Here is a 24,064-nt window from a genome sequence, read left to right as displayed (position 1 = left end):
TCAACCCCTCCTTCCACTCTTTTTTGTGTGGGGTCTTTTTTTCGTCCCTCCAACCCCCCGGTGCGTTTTTTTCTCTCCACCCCCCCCCCCCCCCCCACGGTCACCAGCCCGGCGAGGAGCAGACCGCCGAGGTCGCCGCGGGTGCCACGCAGGCTGAACCGGAGCAGGCCGAGCGGGGTGAGCGCCTTGTCGGGCAGCGGGCGGTAGAACATCACCGCGCGCGGCTCGAACTCCGCCGCGTTCGCCTTCTCGATCGGCGTCTCCCGGCCGGTCGCCGGATGCACGGCGACATAGCCGCCGCGCCGCCACAGCAACGCGACCGGGGCGCCGGACAGGGCACGATGACCGACGAGCGGTCCCACGTTGTCCCGCCACCAGCGGCCGTCCAGGCGTACCGCCCGGATACGCACCCGGGACGCCAGGGCCACCCGTTCGACCGGATCGATACGGTCGCTCTCGGTGCCGCTCTGCGCGGGCTCGGCGAGGGTGATGCCGGCCGCCTGGGCGACGAGCCTGCAGGCCGCGTAGGAAGCGTCGGCATCGGCGGCGGTCGTACGCTTGGCCGCCTTGCCGATGGAGGCCAGCAGCGTCCGGTCGGCCTGGGCGCGGACCGCCTCACCGGCCTTGATACCGGCCGCGGTGCGGGTCTCGTGGGTGTGCTCCAGCTGCTCGATCCACCGGTCAAGGGTGGTGAGCAGCCGGTACTGCTGGTCGACCATGCTCTGCCACAGGGCGGGGTCCATCAGCAGGTCGGCGGCCGCCTCCGCACCGTACAGCGAGCCGTACTGCACACTGCCCGGCGGTACCTGCATCCAGAAGACGTCGTCGTCGGTGGGGGCCGCCGCCCGCTCGCCGGCGGCCATCGGGGCCTGGAAGAGGATCGACAGGCCGCGGCCGACGCCCAGTGCCAGTGCGTACTCCAGGGGGCTGGTGGTCGGCGGCACGTACTGGGGGTTGCCGTACTCGTCGTAGGACCAGGTCTGGGTGGCGGCGGGCTGGTACAGCTCGCGCAGGCCGATGCGGTGGACCACGCAGTCCCGCAACGGGCGGGCCACCAGGGTGTGCTGGGGTCCGGCGACCGGACCGAGCAGCAGAGCGCCTGCCTCCAGCCGGCCCAGATGGTGCCACTGGCCCTGCTGTTCGGCGTCCACCGCGAACAGGTCAAGGGCGCCGGACACCACCAGCCACAGCACCTGCGGCCCTTCGAGGTCCAGCCGGTTGAAACCGGTGCAGTCGATCCGGGCGCCCAGTGAGCCGAGCGCGCCGAGAACGAGGTCGCCGTCGTCTGCGGTCGTCATCTCATCGCTCCCTGACCAGCGCGGCGTACGCCCCGCCGTGTGCCACCAACGCGTCGTGCCGCCCGCGCTCCACGATCGTGCCGTGCTGCAGCACGACGATCTCGTCGCTGTCGCGGACCGTGCTCAGCCGGTGCGCGATCACCACACAGGCACAGCCGCGCCGACGCAGGTTGTCCATGACGGTCAGCTCGGTCTCCGCGTCCAGCGCGCTGGTCACCTCGTCGAGCACGAGGATGCTCGGCCTGCGCACCAACGCCCGCGCGATCTCCAGGCGTTGCCGCTGGCCGCCGGAGAAGTTACGGCCGTCCTGTTCGACCCTGCTGTGGATGCCGCCGGGCCGGCGCGTCACCACGTCGTACAGGGCCGCGTCCCGCAGCGCCTCCACCACCGCCTCGTCCGGGATCGACGGGTCCCACAGCGCCACGTTGTCGCGCACCGAGCCCTCGAAGAGGAAGACGTCCTGGTCGACGAAGGAGACGGAGGCGGCGAGCGCGCCGCGCGGGATGTCCTCCAGGCGCTGCCCGTCGATGCGGATCACGCCCTCCCAGGGCGCGTACAGGCCCGAGATCAGCCGGGAGACGGTCGACTTGCCGCTGCCCGAGCCGCCCACCAGGGCCACCTGGCGGCCGGGTCCGACGGTCAGGTCGAAGCCGGTGAGCAGGGGCTTGTCGAGCGGGCTGTAGCCGAAGGTGATGTTCTCCAGCTCGACATGGCCGTGCAGCCGCCGGGTGGAGTCGCCGGCGCCGGGGCGGGCGTAGATCGGGTCGGCCTGGAAGCTCTCCACGTCCTTCAGCCGGGCCACGTCGGCCGCGAAGTCCTGGATCCGGCCCGCGACGCCGTTCAGCCGGGTGAGCGGTGCGGTGAAGCGGGTGACCAGGGACTGGAAGGCGACCAGGAGGCCGACCGAGATACCGCCCTCGACCGCGCGCATCCCGCCGATCCACAGGATCAGCGCGCTGTTGAGAGTGGCGAGCGTCGGGGCCACCACCCCGAGCCAGGCGCTGGGCACCCCGAGCCGCTGCTGTTCCTCCAGCGTGCTCGCGTGCTGCCCGGCCCACTTGCGGAAGTAGCCGTCCTCGCCGCCGGTCGCCTTCATCGTCTCGATCAGCTGGAGGCCGGTGTAGGAGGTGTTGGTGAGCCGGGCGGTGTCGGCTCGCAGCTTGGCGGTCCGGGTCGCGCGCAGCCGCACGACGAACCGCATGGCCACGATGTTCAGCAGGGCCACGCCGATGCCGAGGTAGGTGAGCTGGGTGTCGTAGGTGTAGAGGAGCACCGCGTAGAGGATGACGACCACCGCGTCCACGCCGGCCGCCGCGAGGTCGCGGGCCAGGGTCTCGGCGACCTGGTCGTTGGACTGCAGGCGCTGGACCAGGTCGGCCGGGCTGCGCTGGGAGAAGAAGGTCACCGGCAGCCGCAGCAGATGACGCAGGAAGCGGGCGCTGGACAGGGTGGAGGAGACGATCCGGCCGTGCAGCAGGTTCGCCTGTTGCAGCCAGGTCAGGGCCAGGGTGAGCAGTACACAGGTGCCCATCGCGGCGAACAGCACGCCGAGCAGCGAGGTCTGGCCGCCGATGAGGAACATGTCGATGTACTGGCGGCTGAGCGCGGGCACCGCCGCGCCCACGACCACCAGCAGCAGGCTGGCCAGCACCGCCGCCGGCATGGTGCCCGCGGTGCCGCGCAGCCGGGCCGGCATCGCGCCGAGGACACCGGGCTTGCGGCCGCCCCTCTCGAAGCCGTCGCCCGGCTCCAGGACCAGCACGACGCCGGTGAAGCTGCCGTCGAACTCCTCCATGGGCACGAACCGGCGGCCCTTGGCGGGGTCGTTGACGAAGACGCCGCGGCGGCCGAAGCGGCGGCCCATGCCGTCGTAGACGACGTAGTGGTTGAACTCCCAGAACAGGATCGCCGGGGCCTGTACGTCGGCGAGGGCGGCCAGGTCCATCTGCATGCCCTTGGCGGTGAGGCCGTAACTGCGCGCCGCCTTCAGCAGGTTGCTGGCGCGCGAGCCGTCGCGGGAGACACCGCAGGCGATCCGCAGCTCCTCCAGCGGGACATGGCGGCCGTAGTGGCCGAGGACCATGGCGAGAGAGGCGGCGCCGCACTCGACGGCCTCCATCTGGAGCACGCTGGGGGTGCGGACCGTGCGGCCGCGGCCCTTGGGCACTGGCCGCTTGGGCGGCGCGGCGCGCCGGCGGCCACGGTTCTCCTGGGTCTCCTGGGCGGTGGTCACGGGAGCAGCCAATCGACGGGGTGCTGGTCGGCCAGCCGGATCGCACCCGAGGCCAGGGTCATGGAGTCGAGCGTGAACGGCGGTCCGTCCGCCGAGGACCACTTGTAGCCGCTCTTCGTCTTCCTCGACGGGTCCAGCCGGACCAGGACCGCCACCGGTCGGCCCTTCCTGCTGAACTGCTCGCCGAGCTGGCTGTCCCCGAGGAACGCGGAGATCGACTGGGCCGACTGGGCGGCGCGGTCCACCGACTTCACATGGCCGCGCAGCACTCCGTACTCCTGTGTCGACACCGACGACACGGTCAGGTCGACCGGGGCGTTCGCGGGGATGGCGGAGGCGTTCTCGGCGGGGACGTAGACCGTCGCGTAGAGCGGGTCCGAGGCGTGCGCGATCTTCTCCACGGCGGCGACGTTCGCACCGGTCTGGATGATCTGCCCGATGGTGGCGGCGAGTGCGCTGATCCGGCCCGCGGCGACCGTGCGCACCACCGAGTCGCCCTGGCTGGTGTGGACCTTCAGGACGGGGGCGTCGGCCGGCAGCCGTTCGCCCTGCTGTGCGAGGACGGCCGTGACCTGCCCGGCGACCGGGCTCTGCAGGATGTAGCTGCCCTGACCATGGGTGAGGATGGCCTGCGCGCTCACCGTGGAGGCGACCGAACCGGTCACCGCCCATACCGAGGCCGCCGCCATCACGACGACCGAGACGGACAGTGCGAGCCAGCCCTGCGGACGGGCGAAACGCACCGGAAGATCGAGCTCCTCCGGCGACTGGAGCTTGGCGAGGGCCTGTTGGCGGAACTGCACGGAACTTCCCTCACCTGTGGGAGAGACGCTGGTGAAAGGGGTGTCTCGGGGGGTGCCTCAAAACACCCGAGAGCCCCGGGGCCGGGGTACGGCTCCGGGACTCAGCGGCAACGAGGTGCGATCAGAGACCGGCGACCAGGTTGGTGACCGGCTGGGTGTTCAGGCCGGAGACACCCTCGACGGTGCCGACAACCGTGTTGACCAGGCCGGAAACCGGGGCAACGCCGTCCACCAGGCCGGTGACGGTGCCGAGGGCGTTCAGGGCCAGACCGCCGGAGACGTTGTCGAGCTCCGCGTCGGAGATCTCGACGGTCTCAACCTGGGGGGTGGAGTTCATGATGGAACTTCCCTTCATATGGGTATTCACAAGGGGGAGAGCGGCCCCCCAACGGCCCTATGGGGACAGTACGGATGGCCGCGACCGCAGGCGCCGGGCGCCCGTCTCCGGGAGACCCTGGCGACCCCGCGGTGCGATGGATCAAAGCACGCCCGCGGTCCGCGCATCCAATCAACCATGCGTCTCACCTGGGCACTTGTGTCCCAGAGGGGCTCATCCGTGCAGGCGTGGGCACGCCTTGTCGGCGACTCCTTCACACACCGCACGACTTCGCCGCCGTCGCACGGCTTGCCCTGCCGGCGGCGAATCCGGCACTCCGCGCCAAAGGCACGGTTGGGGGCGCGTGATTGTGCAGATCTGCCGCTCCCCGTGACCTGCTTGGGTATTGGATGTGCAGATTCCCTGAAGCAAGGATTCCGATACGTGATCGCTACGGACCGTGAGTGATCGAATGCCGATCGTGTCGGTTCTTGGTGCGGGTGTTCACCTCAGGAGTGCGTAGACCGTGCTTGCCCGGGCCGCGAGCGCCCCCGACCGCTAGTCGCTCATCGTGATGTCGGCGAACGCCGTCCGGCGGCCGGGTTTGGTGAGCACCGCTTCGATCAGGACATCCGAACCGGTCTGCGCGCGCTGGAACGACGCCGGCTGCTGCACCGTCGTCATCGGCACGAAGCCGCCCCGGGCCGCCGCGACCGCGATCACCGTCGCTGTGTCGGCCGCCGCCGTCAGCGCCTGCCCCGACAGGCCGCCGCCCTCCCGGGACAACGGGTCCGACCAGGGCAGAGCAGTACTGCCCGGTCCTCGCCCACCGCCTCGACGGACAGCCCCGGATCGAGCACTCAGGGGGCGAAGTCGGCGGAGAGGATCCTGTCGGCTTCCGTGGTGGTCATCGCCATATGGGGGATTGTTCCCGGGCCCGCGGCACGGCACGCGCAACCGCCCCGGGACCAGCGCGGCGTGGCCGATTCGCCTTGGGTCAAAGGAAGTTAAGAACCGGAATTGAACGCACCACGTGACCCGCCCGTACCTATGGCCATCCAGGCGCCGCTCACGAACGACTGCCCGAACACGGCAGACACTCCGTCCCTTGGAGGTCGAGAAGTTTGAGTCACAAGCGAATTCCGAAGCGCAAGGCTGCTATCGCGGTGGGCGGTGTCGCGGCGCTCGGAGCTGCGGCCTTTCTGCTGCCGATGGCCAACGCGTCTCAGGACAACGCCTCCGGCGCCACTGCCACCGCTCCCAAGACGCTCAAGTCGGCGACCGACGCCTCGGATCTTGCCACGCAGCTCCAGGGCCTGCTCGGTCAGGCCTTCGCCGGTTCCTACTACGACAGTGGCAAGCAGCAACTCGTCGTCAACGTCATCAACGGCGACGACAACATAGCCGTCCAGGCGGAGAAGGCCGGCGCGGTCGTCCGCCAGGTGCAGAACAGCAACTCCGAGCTGGCGGCGGTCGCCGGCACCCTGAAGACCAAGGCGACCATCCCGGGCACCGCCTGGGCCGTCGACCCGAAGACCAACAAGGTCGTGGTCACCGCCGACTCCACCGTCACCGGCACCAAGTGGGACACGCTGGAGTCGACGGTGCAGAGCCTCGGCTCGAACATGGCGACCCTCAAGAAGTCGTCGGGCACCTTCAAGCCCCTCGTCTCCGGCGGCGACGCCATCTTCTCCCAGGTCGCCGACGGCACCGTGCGCTGCTCCCTGGGCTTCAACGTGACCGCCTCGGACGGCAGCCCCGCCTTCCTGACGGCCGGTCACTGCGGCGTCGCGGCCAAGGACTGGTCCGACTCCGAGACCGGCCAGCCGATCGCCACCGTGGACCAGGCGCAGTTCCCCGGCAACGGTGACTTCTCGCTCGTCAAGTACAACGACGCCACCACCCAGGCGCCGAGCGAGGTCAACATCGGCAACGGCCAGACCGTCGCCATCAACCAGGCCGTCGACGCCACCGTCGGCGAGACCGTGTTCCGGATGGGCTCCACCACCGGTCTGCACGACGGTCAGGTCACCGGCCTCGACGCCACCGTGAACTTCCAGAGCGAGACCGACCCCAACGGCGTCGACACCGTCACCGGTCTCATCCAGACCAACGTCTGCGCCGAGGCCGGCGACAGCGGCGGCTCGCTGTTCACCCAGGACGGCGGCGCGGTCGGCATGACCTCCGGCGGCAGCGGCGACTGCACCTCCGGCGGCGAGACCTTCTTCCAGCCGGTGACCGCCGCCCTCCAGGCGACCGGCGCGACCCTCGGCGACGCGGGGGCGGGCGCCGGTGACGCCGGGGCCACGGCCGACCCGTCCGCCACGGCCGACCCGTCCGCCACGGCCGGCGACGGGAACGGCGCCGGCGACCAGGCCGGCGGCGACCAGATCGGCGGCACCGCCGACCCGTCCGCGACGGCCGGTGACCAGAGCGGTGTCGGCGACCAGACGGGCACCGGCGACGAGACCGGCACCGGTGACCAGTCCGGGACCGGTGACCAGTCCGGGACCGGTGCGAACGACGGCTCGTCGGCCAACGACGGTTCGTCGGCCAACTGACCCACCGCCTGCCCAGCCAGCGGTTCCGGCCGGTGGTGGACGGTCCGGCCCTCCGGCGGGAGGGCCGGACCGCATCGCACCCCGCGGCCGTCAGCCGATGGAACATGCTCTGAGCAAGAGCACCGCAACGTCGTCGACACGCTCCTGCGCCGCCGCACTGTGCCGCACGAGCGTGTCGGCGAGCTGTTCCAGTGGCTGGTCGCCGTTCTCCGCGAGCAGTTCGCCCAGATCGACCAGCGCGTCCTCGATGTCCACACCGGGCGACTCGACCAGCCCGTCGGTGTAGAGGGCCAGCACCGAGCCCGGTGCCAGTGACACCTCGGTGGTCGGGTACGTCGCCTCCGCGTCGATGCCGAGCAGTGGGCCGCCGGCCAGGTCGAGCACGCGTACCCGCCCGTCCGGGCGTCTCAGCAACGGCGGCGGATGCCCGGCCCGGGCCATCACCGCCCGCCCCCGCTCCGGATCCAGCCGCAGATACAGACAGCTCGCGAACAGATCCGCCCCGAGGTCGATGAGGAGCCGGTTGGTGCTCCGCATCACCTCCTCCGGGGCCTGCCCGACGGTCGTGAAGGCCCTTACCCCGGTGCGGATCTGGCCCATCAGCCCGGCCGCCGTCACGTTGTGCCCCTGGACGTCCCCGATCACCGCCGCCGCCAGCGGCCGGGTCGGCACCAGGTCGTAGAAGTCGCCGCCGATCTCCATGCCGTGCATGGCAGGCAGATAACGCGCGGCCGCCTCGATGCCGGGCGGCGGGGTCAGCGAGTGCGGCAGCAGGGCCGCCTGCAGACCGTGCGCCAGCTGGTTCTTCGCGTCGTAGAGCATGGCCCGCTCCAGCGCCTGCGCGACGAGCCCGCCGAGACTGGTCAGCACCGCGCGCTCGTCCGCGGGGAAGGCATGCGGCTCGGCGTAGGCGAGGACACAGGTGCCCACCGGCCGGCCCGACGCGATCAGCGGCAGATACGCCCAGGCGGCGAACCCGTCCGGGGCCTCGTTCCGGCCCGGATACAACCGCTCCAGCTGCTGCTTCGACTCGAAGAACGCGGGTACGCCGGTGTTCAGGACATGGGTGCCGGGTGTCCGTTCGGCCAGGGGCAGGCCGTCGAAGCGCTCCACGGTCCGTGGATCGTCGTACCCGCGCTGCCCGAGGACGTGCAGCCGTCCGCCCCGGGACCCGAGGACCACCAGCGCCTGGCTGCCGACGGCCGGGGCCACCTCGTCGGCCACCAGCTGCACCACGTCCTGCACGCCGACGGCCTCCGTCAGGGCCCCGGCCAGGCTCAGCACCTGCGAGATGGTGACCAGCCGGGAACCGGGCGCCGCGTCGGGACGCGGCAGCGCGCCCACCATCTCGGCGACCGCCCGTGCCCGGCTGATCCGGGTGGTCAGCCCGGCCCTGCTCGGATACATCCGGAACGACAGCCAGTCGCCCGGCGGCTTCAGCGCCACGAACGACGTCACATGCTGGCTGATCAGCGCCGCCCGGTAGCGGTCCTCGTACATCGGGTCGTTCAGCCAGGGCACCGACACCCACGGCTGGGTGCTGAGGAGATCGCCGACCTGGACGCCGAGCAGCTCGGCCGCCGCCGCGTTGGCGAAGGCGACCCGCCCGTGCAGATCGAGCGAGAGCAGCCCGTACGGCAGCCGCGCCACCATCCGCGCCGCCTCCACCGTGCCCAGCGTGCCCGCCACCCCGGAGGCCGGTGCCGCCAGCAGATCCGGCTCGGCCCGCGGCGCACGGTGGTCCCGGGCGGCCCGTGCCAGCCGCTTCGCCAGCCGGTCGGCCGCCGCGGTCAGCCCCGCCCGCTCGCGGTCGGAGAGCACCGTCGGATGCGAACCGGGCCAGGTCACGTAAAGCGCCCCGTACACGGTGTCGGCCGTCGCCACGGGCAACGCGGCGAGCGCGAACGGATAGGGCAGCACCACCGCGATCCGCGGATACCGGCGCGCCATGTCCTCCTCGCCGCCTACCCACACCAGGCGCCGCTCGCGTACCGCCTCCGCCACCGGGATCGGCGTGCTCAGCCCGACCCGCTCCCAGGGCGCCACGAAGGCCCGGGGCAGCCCCGCCGTCACCGCCATCTCCAGGACCGGCTCGTCGGCGGCGAGGAGATAGATCGCGCCGGAGTGTGCCTTGACCTCGTCCAGCAACGAGGCCAGCGCGAACGACAGCAGCGGCGGCCGGCCGGACCGGGGCGCGTCGGCCGCCGTGTCCTCCGGGCCCGGTGTCACCGGCGCGGGAGGGGCCCCCATCCTTTCGGACACGCCCGACCACCTCCTCGTCCGGCCGCGCGTCGCGTCCTCGGGGTCAAGACTCCCTCGTAGCGGCGACCGGTGCACGGCGAGAGCGGCACAGGCCCCCGCGCCGGGCCGCCTCCGCGTACCCCGTTCGCCCCGGCACATTCCCCCGCAGCCGAAGCGCGCGGCGGCGTATGGGCGCCGGGCGTGCGCCCCCGCGCACCCTGATGGCCGGAACTTCGCGCCCATGAACGGTCGCGGACACCAAGAATGGGGCACGCGTTCAACACCATGAACCGAAGAGCCGAGGTACGGCTGAGGGGGCGGCGGTGATCCGGGTACTTCTGGTGCACGACGCGTGTCTGGTGAGGTCGGTCCTGGCGGAGTGGTTACGCCGGGAACCGGGGCTCCGCGTGGACGACACGCCGTGGCACAGCGCACGAGGGCGGGTCCGGGCGGTCCGGCCGGACGTGTGCGCGGCGGACCTCGACAGCTCCGGCACCCACGGTGTGCCACCGCTGGCCGACCTGCGCCCGGTGGACCCCGGCACAAGCCCGCCGCGGCTGGTGGTGCTTGCCGGTGCGAACAGACCCGGACTGCTGAAACGAGCCGCCGAAGCAGGGGCGCTCGGCTACGTCGACAAGGAGGGCGCGCCGGAACGACTGGTGCAGGCGATCCGGCGCGCCGCCGAGGGGGAACGTTTCGTCGACGAGTCGCTGGGCTTCGGATTCCTCAAGGCCGCCGAGATCCCGCTCACCAGACGGGAGCTGAGCGTGCTGGAGCTGGCGGCCGCCGGGGCGTCCATCGCGGAGATAGCCGGGAGCCTGCACCTGTCCCACGGGACGGTCCGCAACTACATGGCGGCGATCACCCGCAAGACCGGCGCCCGCAACCGCGTCGACGCGATCCGGATCTCCCAGGGCGAGGGGTGGCTGTGAACCCTGTTCACCGGGGCGCGGGCGGTCGGGCCGGCGCCACCAGGTCCTGGTAGAGCGCACAGGTGCGCAACAGCTCCTCGTGGGTGCCGTACGCGGTGCGCGGGCCGTCCATCACCAGGATCCGCTCGGCGCGGCCGGCGGAGGAGATCCGGTGCGCGACCACCACCAGGCTGCCGCCGGGCCGTGCGGCGAAGGCGCGCTCGGCACGGGCCTCGGCCTCCGGGTCGAGATGGCAGGTGGCCTCGTCGAGCAGGGCGAGCGGCGCGGGGGAGAGGTAGGCACGGGTGAGCGCGATCAGCTGCCGCTCGCCCGCGGACAGCTCCGCCGGGTGCACCGGGGCATCCGGGCCGCCGCACCGCTCCAGGAACGGGGTGAGTCCGACCGCCTCGGCGGCGGCCAGCAGCTCCGGCTCCGGGACGGGGTCCGCCCGCAGCAGCCCGAGGTTCTCGGCGAGGGTGCCCGTGTGGACGTACGCCTCCTGCGGGATCAGCACCCTCAGCGTGGCTGCCCGGACCCCGGGCACGGGGTGCCCGCACACCCGGATCTCGCCTTGGACCGGGGTCAGCAGCCCGGCGGCCACCGCGGTGAGCGTCGACTTGCCGATCCCGCTCGGCCCCACGACGGCGAGGTGACCGCCGTGCGCGACACACAGGTCGAGCCCGTCGAGGACGGGGGTACTCGCCGGCCCGTAGGCAAAGCTGACCGTGGCGAGGGCGAGCGCCGGGACACCGGAGCGCGGGACGCCGGCGGCCTTGACGGACGCGCCGGCGTCCGGAGTGGCCGGGGCCGCGGTGGACGTGTCGGCGTCCGGAGTGGCCGGGGCCGCGGTGGACGTGTCGGCGTCCGGAGTGGCCGGGGCCGCGGTGGACGTGTCGGAGGCCGCGGTATCGGTGGCGTCGGTGGGGGCGCCGGATTCCGGGGGCGGGCGGAGTCTGCGCAGCACCACCGTGAGGCGGGCTCCGCTGGTGCCCAGGCCGTGTACGAGGTTCTGCAGGGCGGGCAGCAGGGACTGGGTGACGTAGGCGAGCGCGCCGACCAGAGCACCCGCGGTCACGCCGTGGGCGAGCAGCCAGGGGGCGGTGGCGAGCAGCAGCACCAGGGGCAGCTGGCCGCCGACCGCCAGGGCCGCCACCCGTACGACGCTCCACCGGGCCAGCGCCCTCGCGGCCCGGAACTCGCCGTCGACGCGCTCCCCGACCCGCTCGGCCACGTACTCCTCGGCGCCCGCCGCCGTGACGTCCCGCAGCCCCGGGCACACCTCGCCCAGTTCTTCCGCGAGGGCCTCGTCGGCGACCAGGAAGGCCTCCTGCCGGCGGGCCAGCGGGCGCAGGGTCGCCGCGAACAGGCCCAGGCCGGCGAGGAGCGGGGGCACGACGACCAGCAGCAGCGGCGGCGCGAGGGCGCAGAGCCCGGCGAGGGCGCCGGCGACCGTGAACACGAACGAACGGGACACCATCACCAGCCCCGCGAGGGTGTCCCGGGCGATCTCCACCTGCTGGGTCAGCCCCGACTGCGCCCCCCGGTCCCCGTCCCGCACCCCGCGCGCCACCACCCCCGCCACCAGCCGGTCCCGCACCGGCTCCACCAGGTCGGCGACCACCCCGTACACCCGGCGGGTCCCGAACGCCCCGACCCCCACGCCGAGCGCTGCCGCCGCGAGCCACCGCAGCCCGGTCCGGGCGTCCCCGGCCAGGAATCCGGCGTCCAGCGCGCGGGCCAGGGCGTACCCGAGCAGAAAGGTCTGCCCGGCCTCCAGCACCGACCAGAACGCGAGCCGCGCCAGCACGGGCCGACGCACCTGGAGCAGCCGACCGGTCACCGCGCGGCCTCCTCGGTCACGGGCGCCCGAACACGGCCGGGCGCCCGGAGCAGCCGGCCGTTCACCGCCCGGGCTCCTCGGGCAGCCGTGCCCCGAACACCGCCCGGTACTCCGGGTCCTGCCACAGCTCCGCATGGGTTCCCAGCGCCCGGACCCGCCCCCCGTCCAGCCAGGCCACCGTGTCCGCGCGGGTCGCCGTCGCCGCGCGGTGGGCGACGATCAGGCGGGTCGGTCCGGGGCCCGGGGCCAGCAGGGACTCGGTGATGTGGTGTTCGGTGACCGTGTCCAGGCTGGAGAGGGCGTCGTCGAGGATCAGCAGCCGTCCGGGGTGTGCGAAGGCCCGGGCGAGCCCCAGGCGCTGGGCCTCGCCTCCGGAGCGCGGGGCGTCGGCGAGCCGGGTCGCACAGCCGTCCGGCAGTCGGCGGATGTAGACGTCGGCCCGGGCTCGGCGGGCGGCGGAGCCGACCTCGGCGGGGGAGGGGGTGGTGAGGCCGAAGGCGATGGTGTCCCCGACGGTCGTACCGAGGAGGGCCGGGCGGGCGAAGGCGTAGGTGACGGCCCGGCGCAGCTCGTCGTGGGGGAGCGCGGGCAGCGGAACGCCGTCGAGGAGGACCACTCCGGCGTCCGGGTCGGTGAGCCGGCCCGCGAGCCCGGCCAGCAGCGACTTGCCGGTGCCCGAGCGGCCGACGACCGCGAGGACGGTGCCGCCGGGGACGGTCAGATCGACGCCGTCGAGGACGGCGCGGCCGCCCCGGTGTGCCGCGACCCCGCGCAGTTCCAGGCGGCCGGGGCCCGGGGGGAGCGGGCAGGTGCCGTGTGCGGGCGCGGGGTATCCGGTCACCTCGGCCAGGCGCCGCGCCGACGCGAGGGCCCGGGTGAGGGCGGCGAGCTGGCCGACCAGTACGCCGACACCGGTCGCGAGGACCGCGTAGCGGGAGGCGGCGAGAACCTCGCCGACCGAGATCCGGTGCCGGGAGAGCAGGAAGCCCGCCACCGCCACGACCGCGAGCTGGAGCAGCGGACCCACGGTGACCGCCTGGGCGGCCGCCCGGCCCTGCACCCGCCACATCCGGTGCCCGGCGCGGCCCAGTGCGGGCAGCGGTCGCAGGACCCGGGCCGTCTCCCGGTCCTGGAGGCCGGCCGCCGCGATGGTCCGCCGGCCATCGACCGCCTCCGCCAGTGCGCTCGCGATGCGGCCCTGTTCCCGCTGGTACTCGGCCACGCACGCAGAGGTGTCCCGGGTGAACGCCCGCAGCAGCAGGGCGAGTACGGGTGCCCCGGCCAGGAACACGGCCGCCAGCCACGGATCGACGACGCCGAGCGCGACCACGCCCCCGACCGGACCGGCGAGCGCGGCCAGCAGCGCGGCGAGCGCGGCGGGCCCGGTGCCGGCCTGCGCCGCGTTCCCGACCAGCCGGGCGACCAGGTCCCCGGCGCCGAACCGGGGCAGCGCGCGCGGCCCGAGGGCCAGCACATGCGCGGTCACTCCGCTGCGCAGCCCGGCCGTGGCCCGTGCGTCGACGGTCCCGGCGAGCACGCTCGCGCAGGCGTCGAGCAGGGCGAGCAGCAGGACCAGGGCGGCGGCCCGGCCCACCCAGCCGGCCGCCGGGGCGCCCGCCAGCAGCAGGTCCAGGGTCCGGCCCAGCACGGCGGGCAGCAGCAGCCCCGCCGCGGTGGCGGCCGTACTGACCAGGCACAGGACGGCACAGCGCACCCCGGCATGGCGCAGGGCGGTGCGTGAAAGGTCTGGGGGAGGTGCAGGTGCTGTCATCGGGCGCGGGCCTCGCCTCGGTGGACGGCTTCGGGCGAAGGCCCCGGACGGGCCCCTCCCGCAGGAGAGGGCCGCCCGGAGCCGGGTTCGCGGTGCCGGTCAGAGACAGAGCAGGACGCTCGCCGCCGACACACACGACAGGAGGCTCACCGTGCTGGCGCCGCCGCCGTCGTGACGCTCTTCGGACTCCAGGGTCTGCAGGTCGAGAAGGGCCATAGCGTGTCCTTTCCGGGGACCGAGCGGTCCCCCCGGTGTTGTTGGGGACGGGGTTGTGTCACGGCTCCGTCAGCATGCGGAGCCGCGTGCGGGGGCCGCCGGTGGCGGCGGGAGGAACGGCAGGTGCGCGGCGCGGCCGCCGTCGAGGGCGGCGGTCAGCGCCAGCAGGCACCCTGCGGTTCCGGTGCCGAGGTCCATGGAGAGCCGCATCATCTGGTGCCCGGGGAAGGCGAGTTGGCCCTGGTAGGCCATCGCGAACCAGCCGAGCCCGTCGACCTGGGCGGCGAGCCGTACCGGGTCGGCGCCGGTCCGGGCGAGGTGCAGGATCATCCCGGCGCGGCCCTGGAAGAGGCCGGGCTGGGCGTAGAAGCGTGAGGTGGCGGCGGTCAGGACGGCCGCGCGGGCCCGCTCGAAGACTTTGCTCTCGTCGGTGCCGTGGGCGAGCCAGTCGTCGAGGACCAGCCCGATCCCCGCGCTGCCGTCGCCGAGGTAGGGCAGCGTGCGCCAGCCCTCGTCGACCTCCAGACCGCCGCCCTTCTGCACCACGCAGCGGTCCAGGTCCCGGCGCATCGCCTCGCCGGCCGCAGCCAACAGGGCCGGTTCGCCGGTCCGTTCGTACCGCCGCAGCAGGAACAGCGCGGGCCCGGTCGCGCCCCGCAGCAGCCCGGCGCGCCGCCCGGGCGTGTCCGGGAGCGGTTCGGCGAGCCGTCGCAGGAGGATCTCGGCGGCCTCCGCGGCCCGCTCGCGCAGCTCGGGCTCCCCGGCCGAGTCGGCCAGGGCGTCAAGGACCAGGCCCAGACCGGCCAGGCCGCCGTGCAGGTCGGAGGAGAGGTTGCGCCAGTTCTCCCGGAGGATCCCCCTCACGAGGTCCAGGGCGCGCTGCCGGTGGCCGAGCCCGTCCAGGACATGGGCGACGCCCGCGAGACCGTCGTACAGGCCGAGCGGGGTGCCGGGCGGCGGCGGTGCGGTGTGGTCGAGCAGCCAGCGCTCGCCCTCGTCGTAGCGTTCCGCGCCGGCTCGGTCCAGGGCGTACAGCACACCGGCCGCGCCGTGCGCGAGGCCGAGTCCGCCGCCGTCGCCGAACTGGGCGATGTCACCCGGGAAGAGCCGGTCGTCGCGCTCGGGGGTGGCGGAGGCGAGGATCGCCTTGACCATCGAGTCGCGGCTGTGCGGCCAGTCCGCCGGTACGACGGGACGTGCGGCCGGGGTGCCCCGGGTGATCTCCGCGACCGCCTCGTCCAGGAAGGCGCGGGGCACGTCCGGGAACTGCCCGGCGATCACGTCCGCGAGATGGGCCGCCTTGCCCCGGTCGACGACGAACAGGGTGGTGACCGGCAGGAACAGGGCGAGCCGCAGACAGGCGAGCGCGTACCGGTCGACCTCGACGCCCCTGCGGTCCGGCGGAGCGAAGAAGCCGGGGTGGGCGACGACCTGACGGCCGTTCTCCTCGACGGGCGCGGCCGCCTCGAAGTCGATGAGGAACACCGTCTCCTCGTCGGGCCCGACCATGATGTTGAAGACATGCAGATCGTTGAAGACGATCCCGCGCGCGTGCACCGCCTCGACGGCCGCCGTCACCTTCCGGTGGATGCGCAGCGCCCACTCCGTGTAGGCGCGCACGGCCGCCGGATCCGGGTCCGGGGTGAGCAGCGGATGCCGTTCGGCGAAGAAGGCGTTGAGCGGACGGCCCTCCAGGAAGTCCATCACCAGGAACCGGTGGTCGCCCAGCGTGAACCAGTCCCGGACCTCGGGCACCACCCCGGTGCCGGCCGCCGCCTCGAGCGCGGCCTTCTCCCTGCCCAGCCTGGTGACGGCGTCCGCGCCGTCGGCCGCGAGCCCCGCGTGCGGCCGCCCCTCCTTGAGCACCACCCGCCGCCCGTCCCGCGTGTCGGTCCCGGCGTACACGCCGCCGCCGTTGGAGAAGTGCAGCGCCTTCTCGATCCGGTACGGCAGCTCGCCGACCGTGGTGGCCTCCCGGGCCGCCAGCTGCGGCCGCAGGAACTCCGGGAGCGTCACCCACTGAGGCACCTGGAAGGAGGGCGCCCGCCGGTCCGGCACCAGCCTGCCCGCGCCGTCGCGCACCGCCGTCACCAGCGAACCGCGCTCGTCGACGACGTACGTGCGCGCGAACGCGCCGTAGCGGACGTACAGCGGCCCCTCGTGCCAGCGCAGATCGGTCAGGATGTACGGACCCTCGAAACCCTCCAGGAGCGTGCCCAGTTCACGCAGCACATCCTGTAGCCGGTCCTCGTCGGCCGGGTAGACCGTCACGAACTTGCCGCTGGTGTCGCGGCCCGCGTACTTGGCGTTGCGCAGATGCAGCAGATGCGGTCCCGGAACGAACTTGAACGGGATGCGGCGCGGCACGCAGTAGTCCCACACGATCGCGGCGATCCGCTCCGCGTTCGCCCGGGTCGCCGAGGAGTGGATCTTCCAGCCCTGGGCCGGCGACGGCAGCGGCGCACCGTCCGGGCCGACCGGCGTCATGGTCAGCCAGTCTCCGGAGCGCGCCGCGTGCCAGCCCTCCGGCACCGCGCGACGCGCCGCCGCGAACAGCGGCTCCGTCAGCGCCCGGCCCGTCCCGAGCCGGGCGGGCGTGTCGTAGAAATGCCCGTCGGCGAGCGCGTACACCTCGTACCGCCTGTCCATCCGCCTCCCCCTCCGTGGCCCGGACCCGACACTCGCAGGCGCCGCACGGTCGCGGACAGTCACGTCTGTCACGAGCTCACCGTGCGGAACCCACGGGTCAAGACATGTTCGGTGCCTTTCGAGCGCAACGGACCCCCAGCCTCCACGGAACGGTCACAGGGGCTGCGCGGACGCCTCATAAGCGCTGTAATGGCGGCGTGGTCAGTGAGGGCGCCGCGGTACGCGGAATCAGAACGGAGCGCGCCGAAATAGCCCTCGAAACGCTCACGGGCGATCCCGGCGCACCCGACCGGCTCCGGCGTGTCCTCGAACAGGCGCTGGTGTTCGCCGGAGCGGCGTTCGCCGGGGTGTACACACCCGGCGACGACGGAGCCATGCTGCGACTGGCCGAGTCGGTCGGAGTGCCCCGCACCATCTTCGGCCTGCGTGACGCCTACCCGGCCGTGGGGCGGTCCCCGGCCGCCGAGGCCTACGGCACCGGGCGGCCCGTCTGGCTGGCACCCGAGGAACTGGCCGACTGCCCGGAGGCGCGGCGGACCCCGTCCCAGGAGTTCTCGCTGGCGGTCCTGCCGGTGCCCGGCCGCGCCGGACTCCTGGTCGTGGTCGGCGAACGGCACGGCGGGTTCGGCCCCGAGGACCGCGCCTGCCTGGAACTGATCGCCGACGCGATCGCCCTGCCCGCCCCGCTCCCCACCGTCTCCGACACCGGCGAACTGCCCGCCGACGCGTTCAGCCTCGCCATGGACACCGGCCGGATCAAGGTCGGCGACGGCATCCTCGCCCTCTTCGACATGAGCCCGGACGACTTCGACGGCAAGGTCGAGACCCTGCTGGGCCGTACCCTCCCCGAGGACGTGCCCGCCCTGATGTCCGTGGTCGAGGCCGACCACATGTCGATCGGCGACCGCGAGCTGGAGTTCCGGATCCTGGATCCCTCCGGCTCGCCCAAGTGGCTGCGGCTGCGCGGCCGCATGGTGCCGGCCGCCGAGGGGCACCCCGCCCGGCTGGCCGGCACCGTCGCCGACGCCTCCACGCTCCGCTCCGACGTCACCGACGTGGCCCGGGTGCAGCGGCTCGCCGCCGCGCTGGCCACCGCCGGCACGGTCAAGGACGTCAGTCAGGCCGTCGTCGCCGCCCTGCGCGGACCGCTCAAGGCCGACCGCATCGCCCTGGCCGAACTGGAGAACGAGCGCCTGGTCGTCACCGTCCTGGACCCTCCCGACGCCGAGTCCTGGCCCGAGCTGTGGCGCACCGAATGGCGCACCGAATGGCCGGACGCGCCGGTGCGCTCCATGCCTACTCTGGCCGCCGCCCTGCGCGTGGGCCGCCCCCGGATCTGGCCCGTCACGACCGCCCTGGAACCCGCCCTCGCCGAGGTCGGCCCCGGCGGCCTCGCCGTCCTCCCGCTGCCCGCCGGCGGCCGGATGGCCGGGATCTGTCTGATCGGCTGGGACAGCCCGCACGACTTCGGCTCCGACGAACGCGCCCTGCTCACCGCCGCCGCCGGCCTTGCCGGGCAGGCCCTGATGCGCGCCCACGCCTTCGACGCCGAGCACGAGCTGGTCGGCATGCTCCAGCGCGCCCTGCTGCCCCGCCGACTGCCCCGGCTGCCCGGCGCGCTGGCCGTCGCCCGCTATCTGCCCCCCGCCGAGGGCCTGGAGGTGGGCGGCGACTGGTACGACGTGATCCCGCTGACCGACAACCACGTCGCCCTCGTCATCGGCGATGTCCAGGGCCACAGCGCCGCGGCCGCCACCCTGATGGGCCAGATGCGCACCGCGCTGCGCGCCTACGCGGCCGAGGGGCACAGCCCCGACGTGGTCGTCTCGCATACCAACCGGCTCCTCATGGACATGGAGAGCGACCTCTTCGCCACCTGCTGCTACGTCGACGTCGACATGGAGGCCGGCACCGCCTGGTGCGTGCGCGCCGGGCATCTGCAGCCGGTCCTGCGTCACCCGGACGGCACCACCGAGATCGCCGGGACCGAGGGCGGACCGCCGCTCGGCGTGGTGGCCCAGGCCGACTTCCCGATGACCCAGCTCAGCCTGAGCCCCGGCACCCTGCTCGCGCTCACCACCGACGGTCTGGTCGAGTCCCCCGACACCGACATCGACGACGGCATGGAGCGGTTCGCCCGTGACCTCGGCGCCTCCGACCCCAGCCACCTCGGGTTGGTCGCCGACGCCCTGCTCGGCAACGCCCGGCGCATCGACGACGTCGCCCTGCTGCTGATGCGCTACGACGGCATGGCCGTGCGCCCGCTGCGGGAGAGCTGGACGGTGTGGCGGGTCCCGGAGGCGGCCCGGCACGCCCGCCGCTTCAGCCGCCGCACCCTGCGCTCCTGGGGCATCACCGACGACGCCATGGACACGGGCCTGCTGGTGGTCTCCGAACTCGTCACCAACGCCCTGATCCACACCGACGGCCCGGTCCGGCTGGATCTGACCCTGGTCGACCACCGGCTGCGGATCGCCGTCGTCGACGCCTCGCCGCGCAGCCCGGTCAAACCCGCGAACATCGGCTGGCAGGCCACCGGCGGGCGCGGCATCCTGCTCGTGGAGGCCGTGTCGGCCACCTGGGGGACCGTGCCGGTCAGCGGCGGCAAACAGGTGTGGGCGGACCTCGTCCTGGAGGACTGACCGCAGGACCGGGGGGTCACTCGGGTGGGCACTCGGCCGTCTCGGGAGGCGGGGCGCGGCGACCGTCCTTAATGTCCTTGATGTGGCACACACCTTCGACGAACTCGTGGCGAAGCACCGCGCGGCCGACGCAGCCCACGACAAGGTCCTGGAACTGCGGGACGCCTATGGGCCACCGGCCCTGCAGCAGCCGGGCGGCGGCGCCCAGTCCGAGACCTACGAGACCGCCCTGCGCGCCTGGCGCGACCTGGCCCGCGACGAACTGACCGCGGTGAGCGAGTACGCCCGTGACGAGGGCCGGCCGCGGTCCGAGGTCGAGGCGGAGGTGGAACGGGCGGCGGGCTGGCCGGAGGACTTCTGAGCCGCTCGGGAACGTGCGTCCAAATTATCGTAAAAAACAGACGAGATGCCGCTTCGAGGCATCTCGTGGTCACATGGCATCCGCGCCAGGGCCATACTGTCGTAACCCATCAGGAAAACAGAAGAACGTCTCAACCAGATGTTCACCTATAAGGTGTAGTGAATGAAGGCTTTGGTGCTCTCCGGCGGTGCCGGTACACGGCTTCGGCCGATCACCCACACGTCAGCGAAACAGCTCGTGCCGGTGGCGAACAAACCCGTGCTGTTCTACGGGCTCGAATCCCTTGCCGCCGCCGGTGTCACCCAGGTCGGGATGATCGTCGGCGACACCGCCGCCGAGATCGAGGAAGCGGTGGGTGACGGGTCGAAGTTCGGTCTCGACGTCACCTACATCCCCCAGGAGCGCCCGCTGGGTCTGGCCCACGCGGTGCTGATCGCGCGGGACTTCCTCGGCGACGACGACTTCGTCATGTACCTCGGCGACAACTTCATCGTCGGCGGCATCGCGGGACTCGTCGAGGAGTTCCGCGAGACCCGTCCCGACGCGCAGATCCTGCTCACCCATGTGCCCAACCCGCGGGCCTTCGGTGTCGCCGAACTCGACGCCGACGGCCAGGTGGTCGGCCTGGAGGAGAAGCCGCAGGAGCCCAAGAGCGACCTCGCCCTGGTCGGCGTCTACCTGTTTACGCCGGCCATCCACGACGCCGTGCGTGCCATCAAGCCGTCCTGGCGCGGCGAGCTGGAGATCACCCACGCCATCCAGCACCTCATCGACCAGCGTGCCGACGTGCGCTCCACGGTGATCAAGGGCTACTGGAAGGACACCGGCAACGTCGTCGACATGCTCGAGGTCAACCGGACCGTCCTGGAGGCCATGGAGCCGCGTATCGACGGCGAGGTCGACGAGGCCAGCCAGATCGTCGGCCGGGTGGTCGTCGAGGCGGGCGCCCGCGTCACCAACTCGCGGATCGTCGGCCCTGTCGTGATCGGCGCCGGGACCGTCGTCGGCGACTCCTACGTGGGCCCCTTCACGTCGGTCGCCGAGAACTGCCGGATCACCGAGAGTGAACTGGAGTTCTCCATAGTGCTGCGGGACTCCTCCATCGACGGGGTGGGCAGGATCGAGTCCTCGCTGATCGGCCGGCATGTCGAGGTGACCCCGGCAGCCGGCACCCCCAGCGCCCACCGCCTCGTCCTCGGAGACCACAGCAAGGTGCAGATCCGTTCATGAACCTCCTCGTCACCGGCGCCGCCGGCTTCATCGGCTCCACGTACGTCCGCGGCCTGCTCGCCGACAGTGCCCCCGACGCGCCGCACATCACCGTGCTGGACAAGCTCACCTACGCGGGCACCCTGACCAACCTGCCCGAGTCACATCCCCGCCTGACCTTCGTGCAGGGCGACATATGCGACGCCGAGCTGGTCGACAGGCTGATGGCCGAGGCCGACCAGGTGGTGCACTTCGCCGCCGAGTCGCACGTGGACCGCTCCATCGACGGGGCCGGCGCGTTCGTCCGCACCAACGTGGTCGGCACCCAGACCCTCCTCGACGCGGCCCTGCGGCACGGCGTCGGGCCGTTCGTGCACGTCTCCACCGACGAGGTCTACGGCTCCATCGAGACCGGCTCCTGGCCCGAGACCCACCCGCTCCAGCCGAACTCGCCGTACTCCGCGTCCAAGGCCTCCTCGGACCTGCTCGCACTGGCCTTCCACCGCACCCACGGCCTGGACGTCCGCGTCACCCGCTGCTCCAACAACTACGGGCCGCACCAGTTCCCCGAGAAGGTCATCCCGCTCTTCGTGAGCAACCTCCTCGACGGCAGGAACGTCCCGCTCTACGGCGACGGCAGCAACGTCCGCGACTGGCTGCACGTCGAGGACCACTGCCAGGGCATCGAGTTGGTCCGCACCGGCGGCCGGGCCGGCGAGGTCTACAACATCGGCGGCGGCACCGAGCTCAGCAACAAGGAACTCACCGGCCTGCTCCTGGAAGCCTGTGGCGCCGACTGGGACCGCGTCGACCGCGTCGCCGACCGCAAGGGCCACGACCAGCGCTACTCCGTCGACTGGAGCAAGATCCGCGACGAGCTGGGCTACACCCCCAAGCACGACTTCACCTCCGGCCTCGCCGCCACCGTCGCCTGGTACCGCGACAACCGGGACTGGTGGGAGCCGCTGAAGGAACGCGCCGCTCTCGAATCCCGCAAGGAGCAGGAGAAGCACTGATGAAGTGGCTCGTCGCCGGCGCGGGCGGAATGCTCGGCCACGACATGGTCGAGGAACTCACCCGCCGGGGTGCGCAGGTGGTGGCCCTGGGCCGCGCCGACCTCGACGTCACCAGCGCCGACTCGGTGGCGTCGGCGCTCGCCGGGCACCGGCCCGACCTGGTGGTGAACTGCGCCGCGTACACGGCCGTCGACGACGCCGAGACCGACGAGGAGCGGGCCCTGCTGATCAACGGCGAGGGCCCGCGCCTGCTGGCCCGCGCCGCCGCCCGGCACGGTGCCCGCCTCGTCCATGTCTCCACGGACTACGTCTTCGACGGCGACGCCCGCACCACCCCGTACCCCGAGGACCACCCCACCGACCCGCGCACCGCCTACGGCCGCACCAAGCTCGCCGGCGAACGGGCCGTCCTGGCCGAGCTCCCGGGCGCGAGCGCGGTGGTCCGCACGGCCTGGCTGTACGGCACGCACGGAAAGAACTTCGTGCGCACCATGATCGAGCTGGAGTCCCGCCGGGACACCCTCGACGTCGTCGACGACCAGCGCGGGCAGCCCACCTGGAGCGCCGACCTGGCCGCCCGGATCGCCGACCTCGGCCCCCGCCTAGGGCGGGACGACCGCGCGCACGGCGTCTTCCACGGCACCAGCTCCGGCGCGGCCACCTGGTGCGAGCTGGCCCGGGAGGTGTTCCGTCTGCTCGGCGCCGACCCGGAGCGGGTACGCCCCACCACGAGTGCGGCGTTCGTCCGGCCGGCACCCCGCCCCGCGTACAGCGTCCTCGGCCACGACCGGTGGGCCGAGGTCGGCCTTGAGCCGCCGCGGGACTGGCGTCAGGCCCTGGCGGAGGGGCTGCCGCACATCCGCAAGGAGATGTCCGCATAAGGCACTTCGCACCCACCTGCCGCAGGGCGGCCGACGGCTCACCGAGCATGTCGGCCGCCCTGCGGTGTATGGAAATAGCGCAGCCCGCCGAGCCTTTTTCACAGGCCGTCGCGTTAGCCCCTTGTGGATGGCCCCGGTTCACTACGATGATGCTTTGAATGTCTTGTGGGTCGGGTAGGGAAAGGATTTGCCCCGCGATGTCGATGCGAGCGACCGTAAAGTCCGTACTGGGTGAGAAGAATGTGCGGGTCCTGCGACGACTGAAGCGGCGTCTGTCCGCCCAGCCGGCCAAACCGGCCAAGCCGACGGGGCTTGACGCGATCTCCGGCGATCTCAACAAACTCGCCCAGCACTTCAAGACGGACAAGTGGGGAATACACCGCTACACCCAGCACTACCAGCGCCATCTCGGGCACCTGAAGAACGACTCGTTCAACCTGCTGGAAATCGGCATTGGCGGCTACAACAGGCCAGGTCAGGGCGGTGCCTCCCTGCGCATGTGGAAGCAGTTCTTCCCGAAGGCGCGGATTTTCGGAATGGACATCCAGGACAAGTCATTTGTCGACGAGGATCGCATCACGACGTTCATCGGAGACCAGTCCGATCCGTCGTCCCTGAACGCCGTCGCCGACAAGATCGGTGAGTTGGACGTCATCATCGACGACGGCAGTCACCGTAGTCCGCATGTGCTCACGACGTTCGCCACGCTCTTCCCCCGGCTCAAGGACGGTGGCATCTACATCGTCGAGGACACCCAGTCGTCGTACTGGCCCGAATGGCAGGGCAGTGAGGATCTCGACGCCGCGCACACCAGTATGGGGATGCTGAAGCGGCTGGTGGACGGGCTGAATTACGAGGAATTCGTGACCGAGAACTATCAGCCGACGTACACCGACCTCAATGTGGTCGGCGTGCACTTCTACCACAACCTGGTGATCATCGAAAAAGGCAGGAATGCAGAGGGCAGCAACAAGCGCAGCGCGCTGAAGCAGCGCTACGCCAAGTCCTGACACCGCTCACCCGAGGGGGGGGGGGGGGGGGGGGGGGGGGGCGCGGGGGGGGGGGGGGGCGCGCCGCGCGCCGTCTTTTGGAGCGACGGGGGCGTGGTGGGGTGGG

The 24,064-nt window shown here is 72.5% G+C and carries 16 protein-coding genes and 2 pseudogenes; 8 read left to right on the top strand and 10 right to left on the bottom strand.

The features are described 5' to 3' along the window. The 5 genes and pseudogenes from ACWGJB_RS22090 to ACWGJB_RS22070 form a co-directional block, all read right to left on the bottom strand. Window positions 1-1,298 (bottom strand): annotated as a pseudogene (locus ACWGJB_RS22090) (NHLP bacteriocin export ABC transporter permease/ATPase subunit); the annotation flags it as partial. A gap of 1 nt (window position 1,299) precedes the next feature. Further along, window positions 1,300-3,531 (bottom strand): NHLP family bacteriocin export ABC transporter peptidase/permease/ATPase subunit, encoded by a 2,232-nt coding sequence (locus tag ACWGJB_RS22085; RefSeq protein WP_453381832.1) that lies wholly within the window; start codon window positions 3,529-3,531, stop codon window positions 1,300-1,302. After that, a complete protein-coding gene (locus ACWGJB_RS22080; RefSeq protein WP_453381831.1) occupies window positions 3,528-4,334 on the bottom strand; it encodes an HlyD family efflux transporter periplasmic adaptor subunit in 807 nt (268 codons plus the stop codon). The genes ACWGJB_RS22085 and ACWGJB_RS22080 overlap by 4 nt, the downstream gene beginning before the upstream one ends. Window positions 4,335-4,455: 121 nt before the next feature. Next, on the bottom strand, window positions 4,456-4,671 hold the full coding sequence (locus tag ACWGJB_RS22075) for a type A2 lantipeptide (RefSeq protein WP_453381830.1): 216 nt from the start codon (window positions 4,669-4,671) through the stop codon (window positions 4,456-4,458). A 537-nt stretch (window positions 4,672-5,208) separates the two neighbouring features. Beyond that, window positions 5,209-5,510, bottom strand: a pseudogene (locus ACWGJB_RS22070) (hotdog domain-containing protein). 264 nt (window positions 5,511-5,774) lie between these two features. Here ACWGJB_RS22070 and ACWGJB_RS22065 point away from each other — a divergent pair. Then, window positions 5,775-7,211, top strand: coding sequence for a S1 family peptidase (locus ACWGJB_RS22065; protein WP_453381829.1), 1,437 nt, complete (start codon window positions 5,775-5,777; stop codon window positions 7,209-7,211). 90 nt (window positions 7,212-7,301) lie between these two features. On the opposite strand, the gene ACWGJB_RS22060 is transcribed toward ACWGJB_RS22065, so the two are convergent. Continuing rightward, window positions 7,302-9,461 (bottom strand): PP2C family protein-serine/threonine phosphatase, encoded by a 2,160-nt coding sequence (locus ACWGJB_RS22060; protein ID WP_453381956.1) that lies wholly within the window; start codon window positions 9,459-9,461, stop codon window positions 7,302-7,304. Between the two features lie 314 nt (window positions 9,462-9,775). Between ACWGJB_RS22060 and ACWGJB_RS22055 the strand changes: the two genes are divergently transcribed. Further along, complete coding sequence (locus tag ACWGJB_RS22055; protein WP_453381828.1) at window positions 9,776-10,384, top strand: response regulator transcription factor; 609 nt, start codon at window positions 9,776-9,778, stop codon at window positions 10,382-10,384. Window positions 10,385-10,391: 7 nt separating this feature from the next. Here the strand turns inward: ACWGJB_RS22055 and ACWGJB_RS22050 are convergent, their stop codons facing one another. The 4 genes from ACWGJB_RS22050 to lanKC form a co-directional block, all read right to left on the bottom strand. Next, window positions 10,392-12,203 (bottom strand): ATP-binding cassette domain-containing protein, encoded by a 1,812-nt coding sequence (locus ACWGJB_RS22050; protein WP_453381827.1) that lies wholly within the window; start codon window positions 12,201-12,203, stop codon window positions 10,392-10,394. A gap of 61 nt (window positions 12,204-12,264) precedes the next feature. Next, window positions 12,265-13,974: an ABC transporter ATP-binding protein gene (locus ACWGJB_RS22045; protein WP_453381826.1), complete on the bottom strand. Its 1,710-nt coding sequence runs from the start codon at window positions 13,972-13,974 to the stop codon at window positions 12,265-12,267. 99 nt (window positions 13,975-14,073) lie between these two features. Continuing rightward, on the bottom strand, window positions 14,074-14,190 hold the full coding sequence (locus ACWGJB_RS22040; protein WP_351696969.1) for a SapB/AmfS family lanthipeptide: 117 nt from the start codon (window positions 14,188-14,190) through the stop codon (window positions 14,074-14,076). Window positions 14,191-14,259: 69 nt separating this feature from the next. Continuing rightward, complete coding sequence (lanKC, locus tag ACWGJB_RS22035; protein WP_453381825.1) at window positions 14,260-16,839, bottom strand: class III lanthionine synthetase LanKC; 2,580 nt, start codon at window positions 16,837-16,839, stop codon at window positions 14,260-14,262. A gap of 197 nt (window positions 16,840-17,036) precedes the next feature. Between lanKC and ACWGJB_RS22030 the strand changes: the two genes are divergently transcribed. The 6 genes from ACWGJB_RS22030 to ACWGJB_RS22005 all read left to right on the top strand — a co-directional run bounded on the left by ACWGJB_RS22030 (window position 17,037) and on the right by ACWGJB_RS22005 (window position 23,958). Then, the gene (locus ACWGJB_RS22030) at window positions 17,037-19,481 is read left to right on the top strand and encodes a SpoIIE family protein phosphatase (protein ID WP_453381824.1); all 2,445 of its coding nucleotides are present in this window, start codon (window positions 17,037-17,039) and stop codon (window positions 19,479-19,481) included. 82 nt (window positions 19,482-19,563) lie between these two features. After that, window positions 19,564-19,842 carry a hypothetical protein gene (locus ACWGJB_RS22025; RefSeq protein ID WP_453381823.1) on the top strand — a complete coding sequence of 93 codons (279 nt, stop codon included), beginning with the start codon at window positions 19,564-19,566 and terminating at the stop codon, window positions 19,840-19,842. Window positions 19,843-20,004: 162 nt separating this feature from the next. Next, a complete protein-coding gene (locus ACWGJB_RS22020) occupies window positions 20,005-21,072 on the top strand; it encodes a glucose-1-phosphate thymidylyltransferase (RefSeq protein ID WP_453381822.1) in 1,068 nt (355 codons plus the stop codon). Beyond that, window positions 21,069-22,067, top strand: coding sequence for a dTDP-glucose 4,6-dehydratase (gene rfbB / locus ACWGJB_RS22015; protein WP_453381821.1), 999 nt, complete (start codon window positions 21,069-21,071; stop codon window positions 22,065-22,067). Before ACWGJB_RS22020 ends, rfbB begins: the two co-directional genes overlap by 4 nt. After that, window positions 22,067-22,948, top strand: a complete 882-nt coding sequence (gene rfbD, locus ACWGJB_RS22010) for a dTDP-4-dehydrorhamnose reductase (RefSeq protein WP_453381820.1) — start codon at window positions 22,067-22,069, stop codon at window positions 22,946-22,948. Before rfbB ends, rfbD begins: the two co-directional genes overlap by 1 nt. Before the next feature lie 197 nt (window positions 22,949-23,145). After that, window positions 23,146-23,958 (top strand): hypothetical protein, encoded by an 813-nt coding sequence (locus ACWGJB_RS22005; protein ID WP_453381819.1) that lies wholly within the window; start codon window positions 23,146-23,148, stop codon window positions 23,956-23,958. Window positions 23,959-24,064 lie beyond the last annotated feature (106 nt).

This window comes from Streptomyces sp. NPDC054813, from assembly GCF_053611365.1.
The sequence above is the reverse complement of the archived record's forward strand: the minus strand, read 5'-3'. Positions and strand labels throughout refer to the sequence as shown.

Bases quoted from the DNA above. Each gene is read 5' to 3' on its own strand.
- ACWGJB_RS22075 (WP_453381830.1), bottom strand. From the start codon at position 4,671: ATGAACTCCACCCCCCAGGTTGAGACCGTCGAGATCTCCGACGCGGAG.
- ACWGJB_RS22060 (WP_453381956.1), bottom strand. From the start codon at position 9,461: ATGGGGGCCCCTCCCGCGCCGGTGACACCGGGCCCGGAGGACACGGCG.
- ACWGJB_RS22045 (WP_453381826.1), bottom strand. From the start codon at position 13,974: ATGACAGCACCTGCACCTCCCCCAGACCTTTCACGCACCGCCCTGCGC.
- ACWGJB_RS22040 (WP_351696969.1), bottom strand. From the start codon at position 14,190: ATGGCCCTTCTCGACCTGCAGACCCTGGAGTCCGAAGAGCGTCACGAC.
- lanKC (WP_453381825.1), bottom strand. From the start codon at position 16,839: ATGGACAGGCGGTACGAGGTGTACGCGCTCGCCGACGGGCATTTCTAC.
- ACWGJB_RS22020 (WP_453381822.1), top strand. From the start codon at position 20,005: ATGAAGGCTTTGGTGCTCTCCGGCGGTGCCGGTACACGGCTTCGGCCG.
- rfbB (WP_453381821.1), top strand. From the start codon at position 21,069: ATGAACCTCCTCGTCACCGGCGCCGCCGGCTTCATCGGCTCCACGTAC.
- rfbD (WP_453381820.1), top strand. From the start codon at position 22,067: ATGAAGTGGCTCGTCGCCGGCGCGGGCGGAATGCTCGGCCACGACATG.
- ACWGJB_RS22005 (WP_453381819.1), top strand. From the start codon at position 23,146: ATGTCGATGCGAGCGACCGTAAAGTCCGTACTGGGTGAGAAGAATGTG.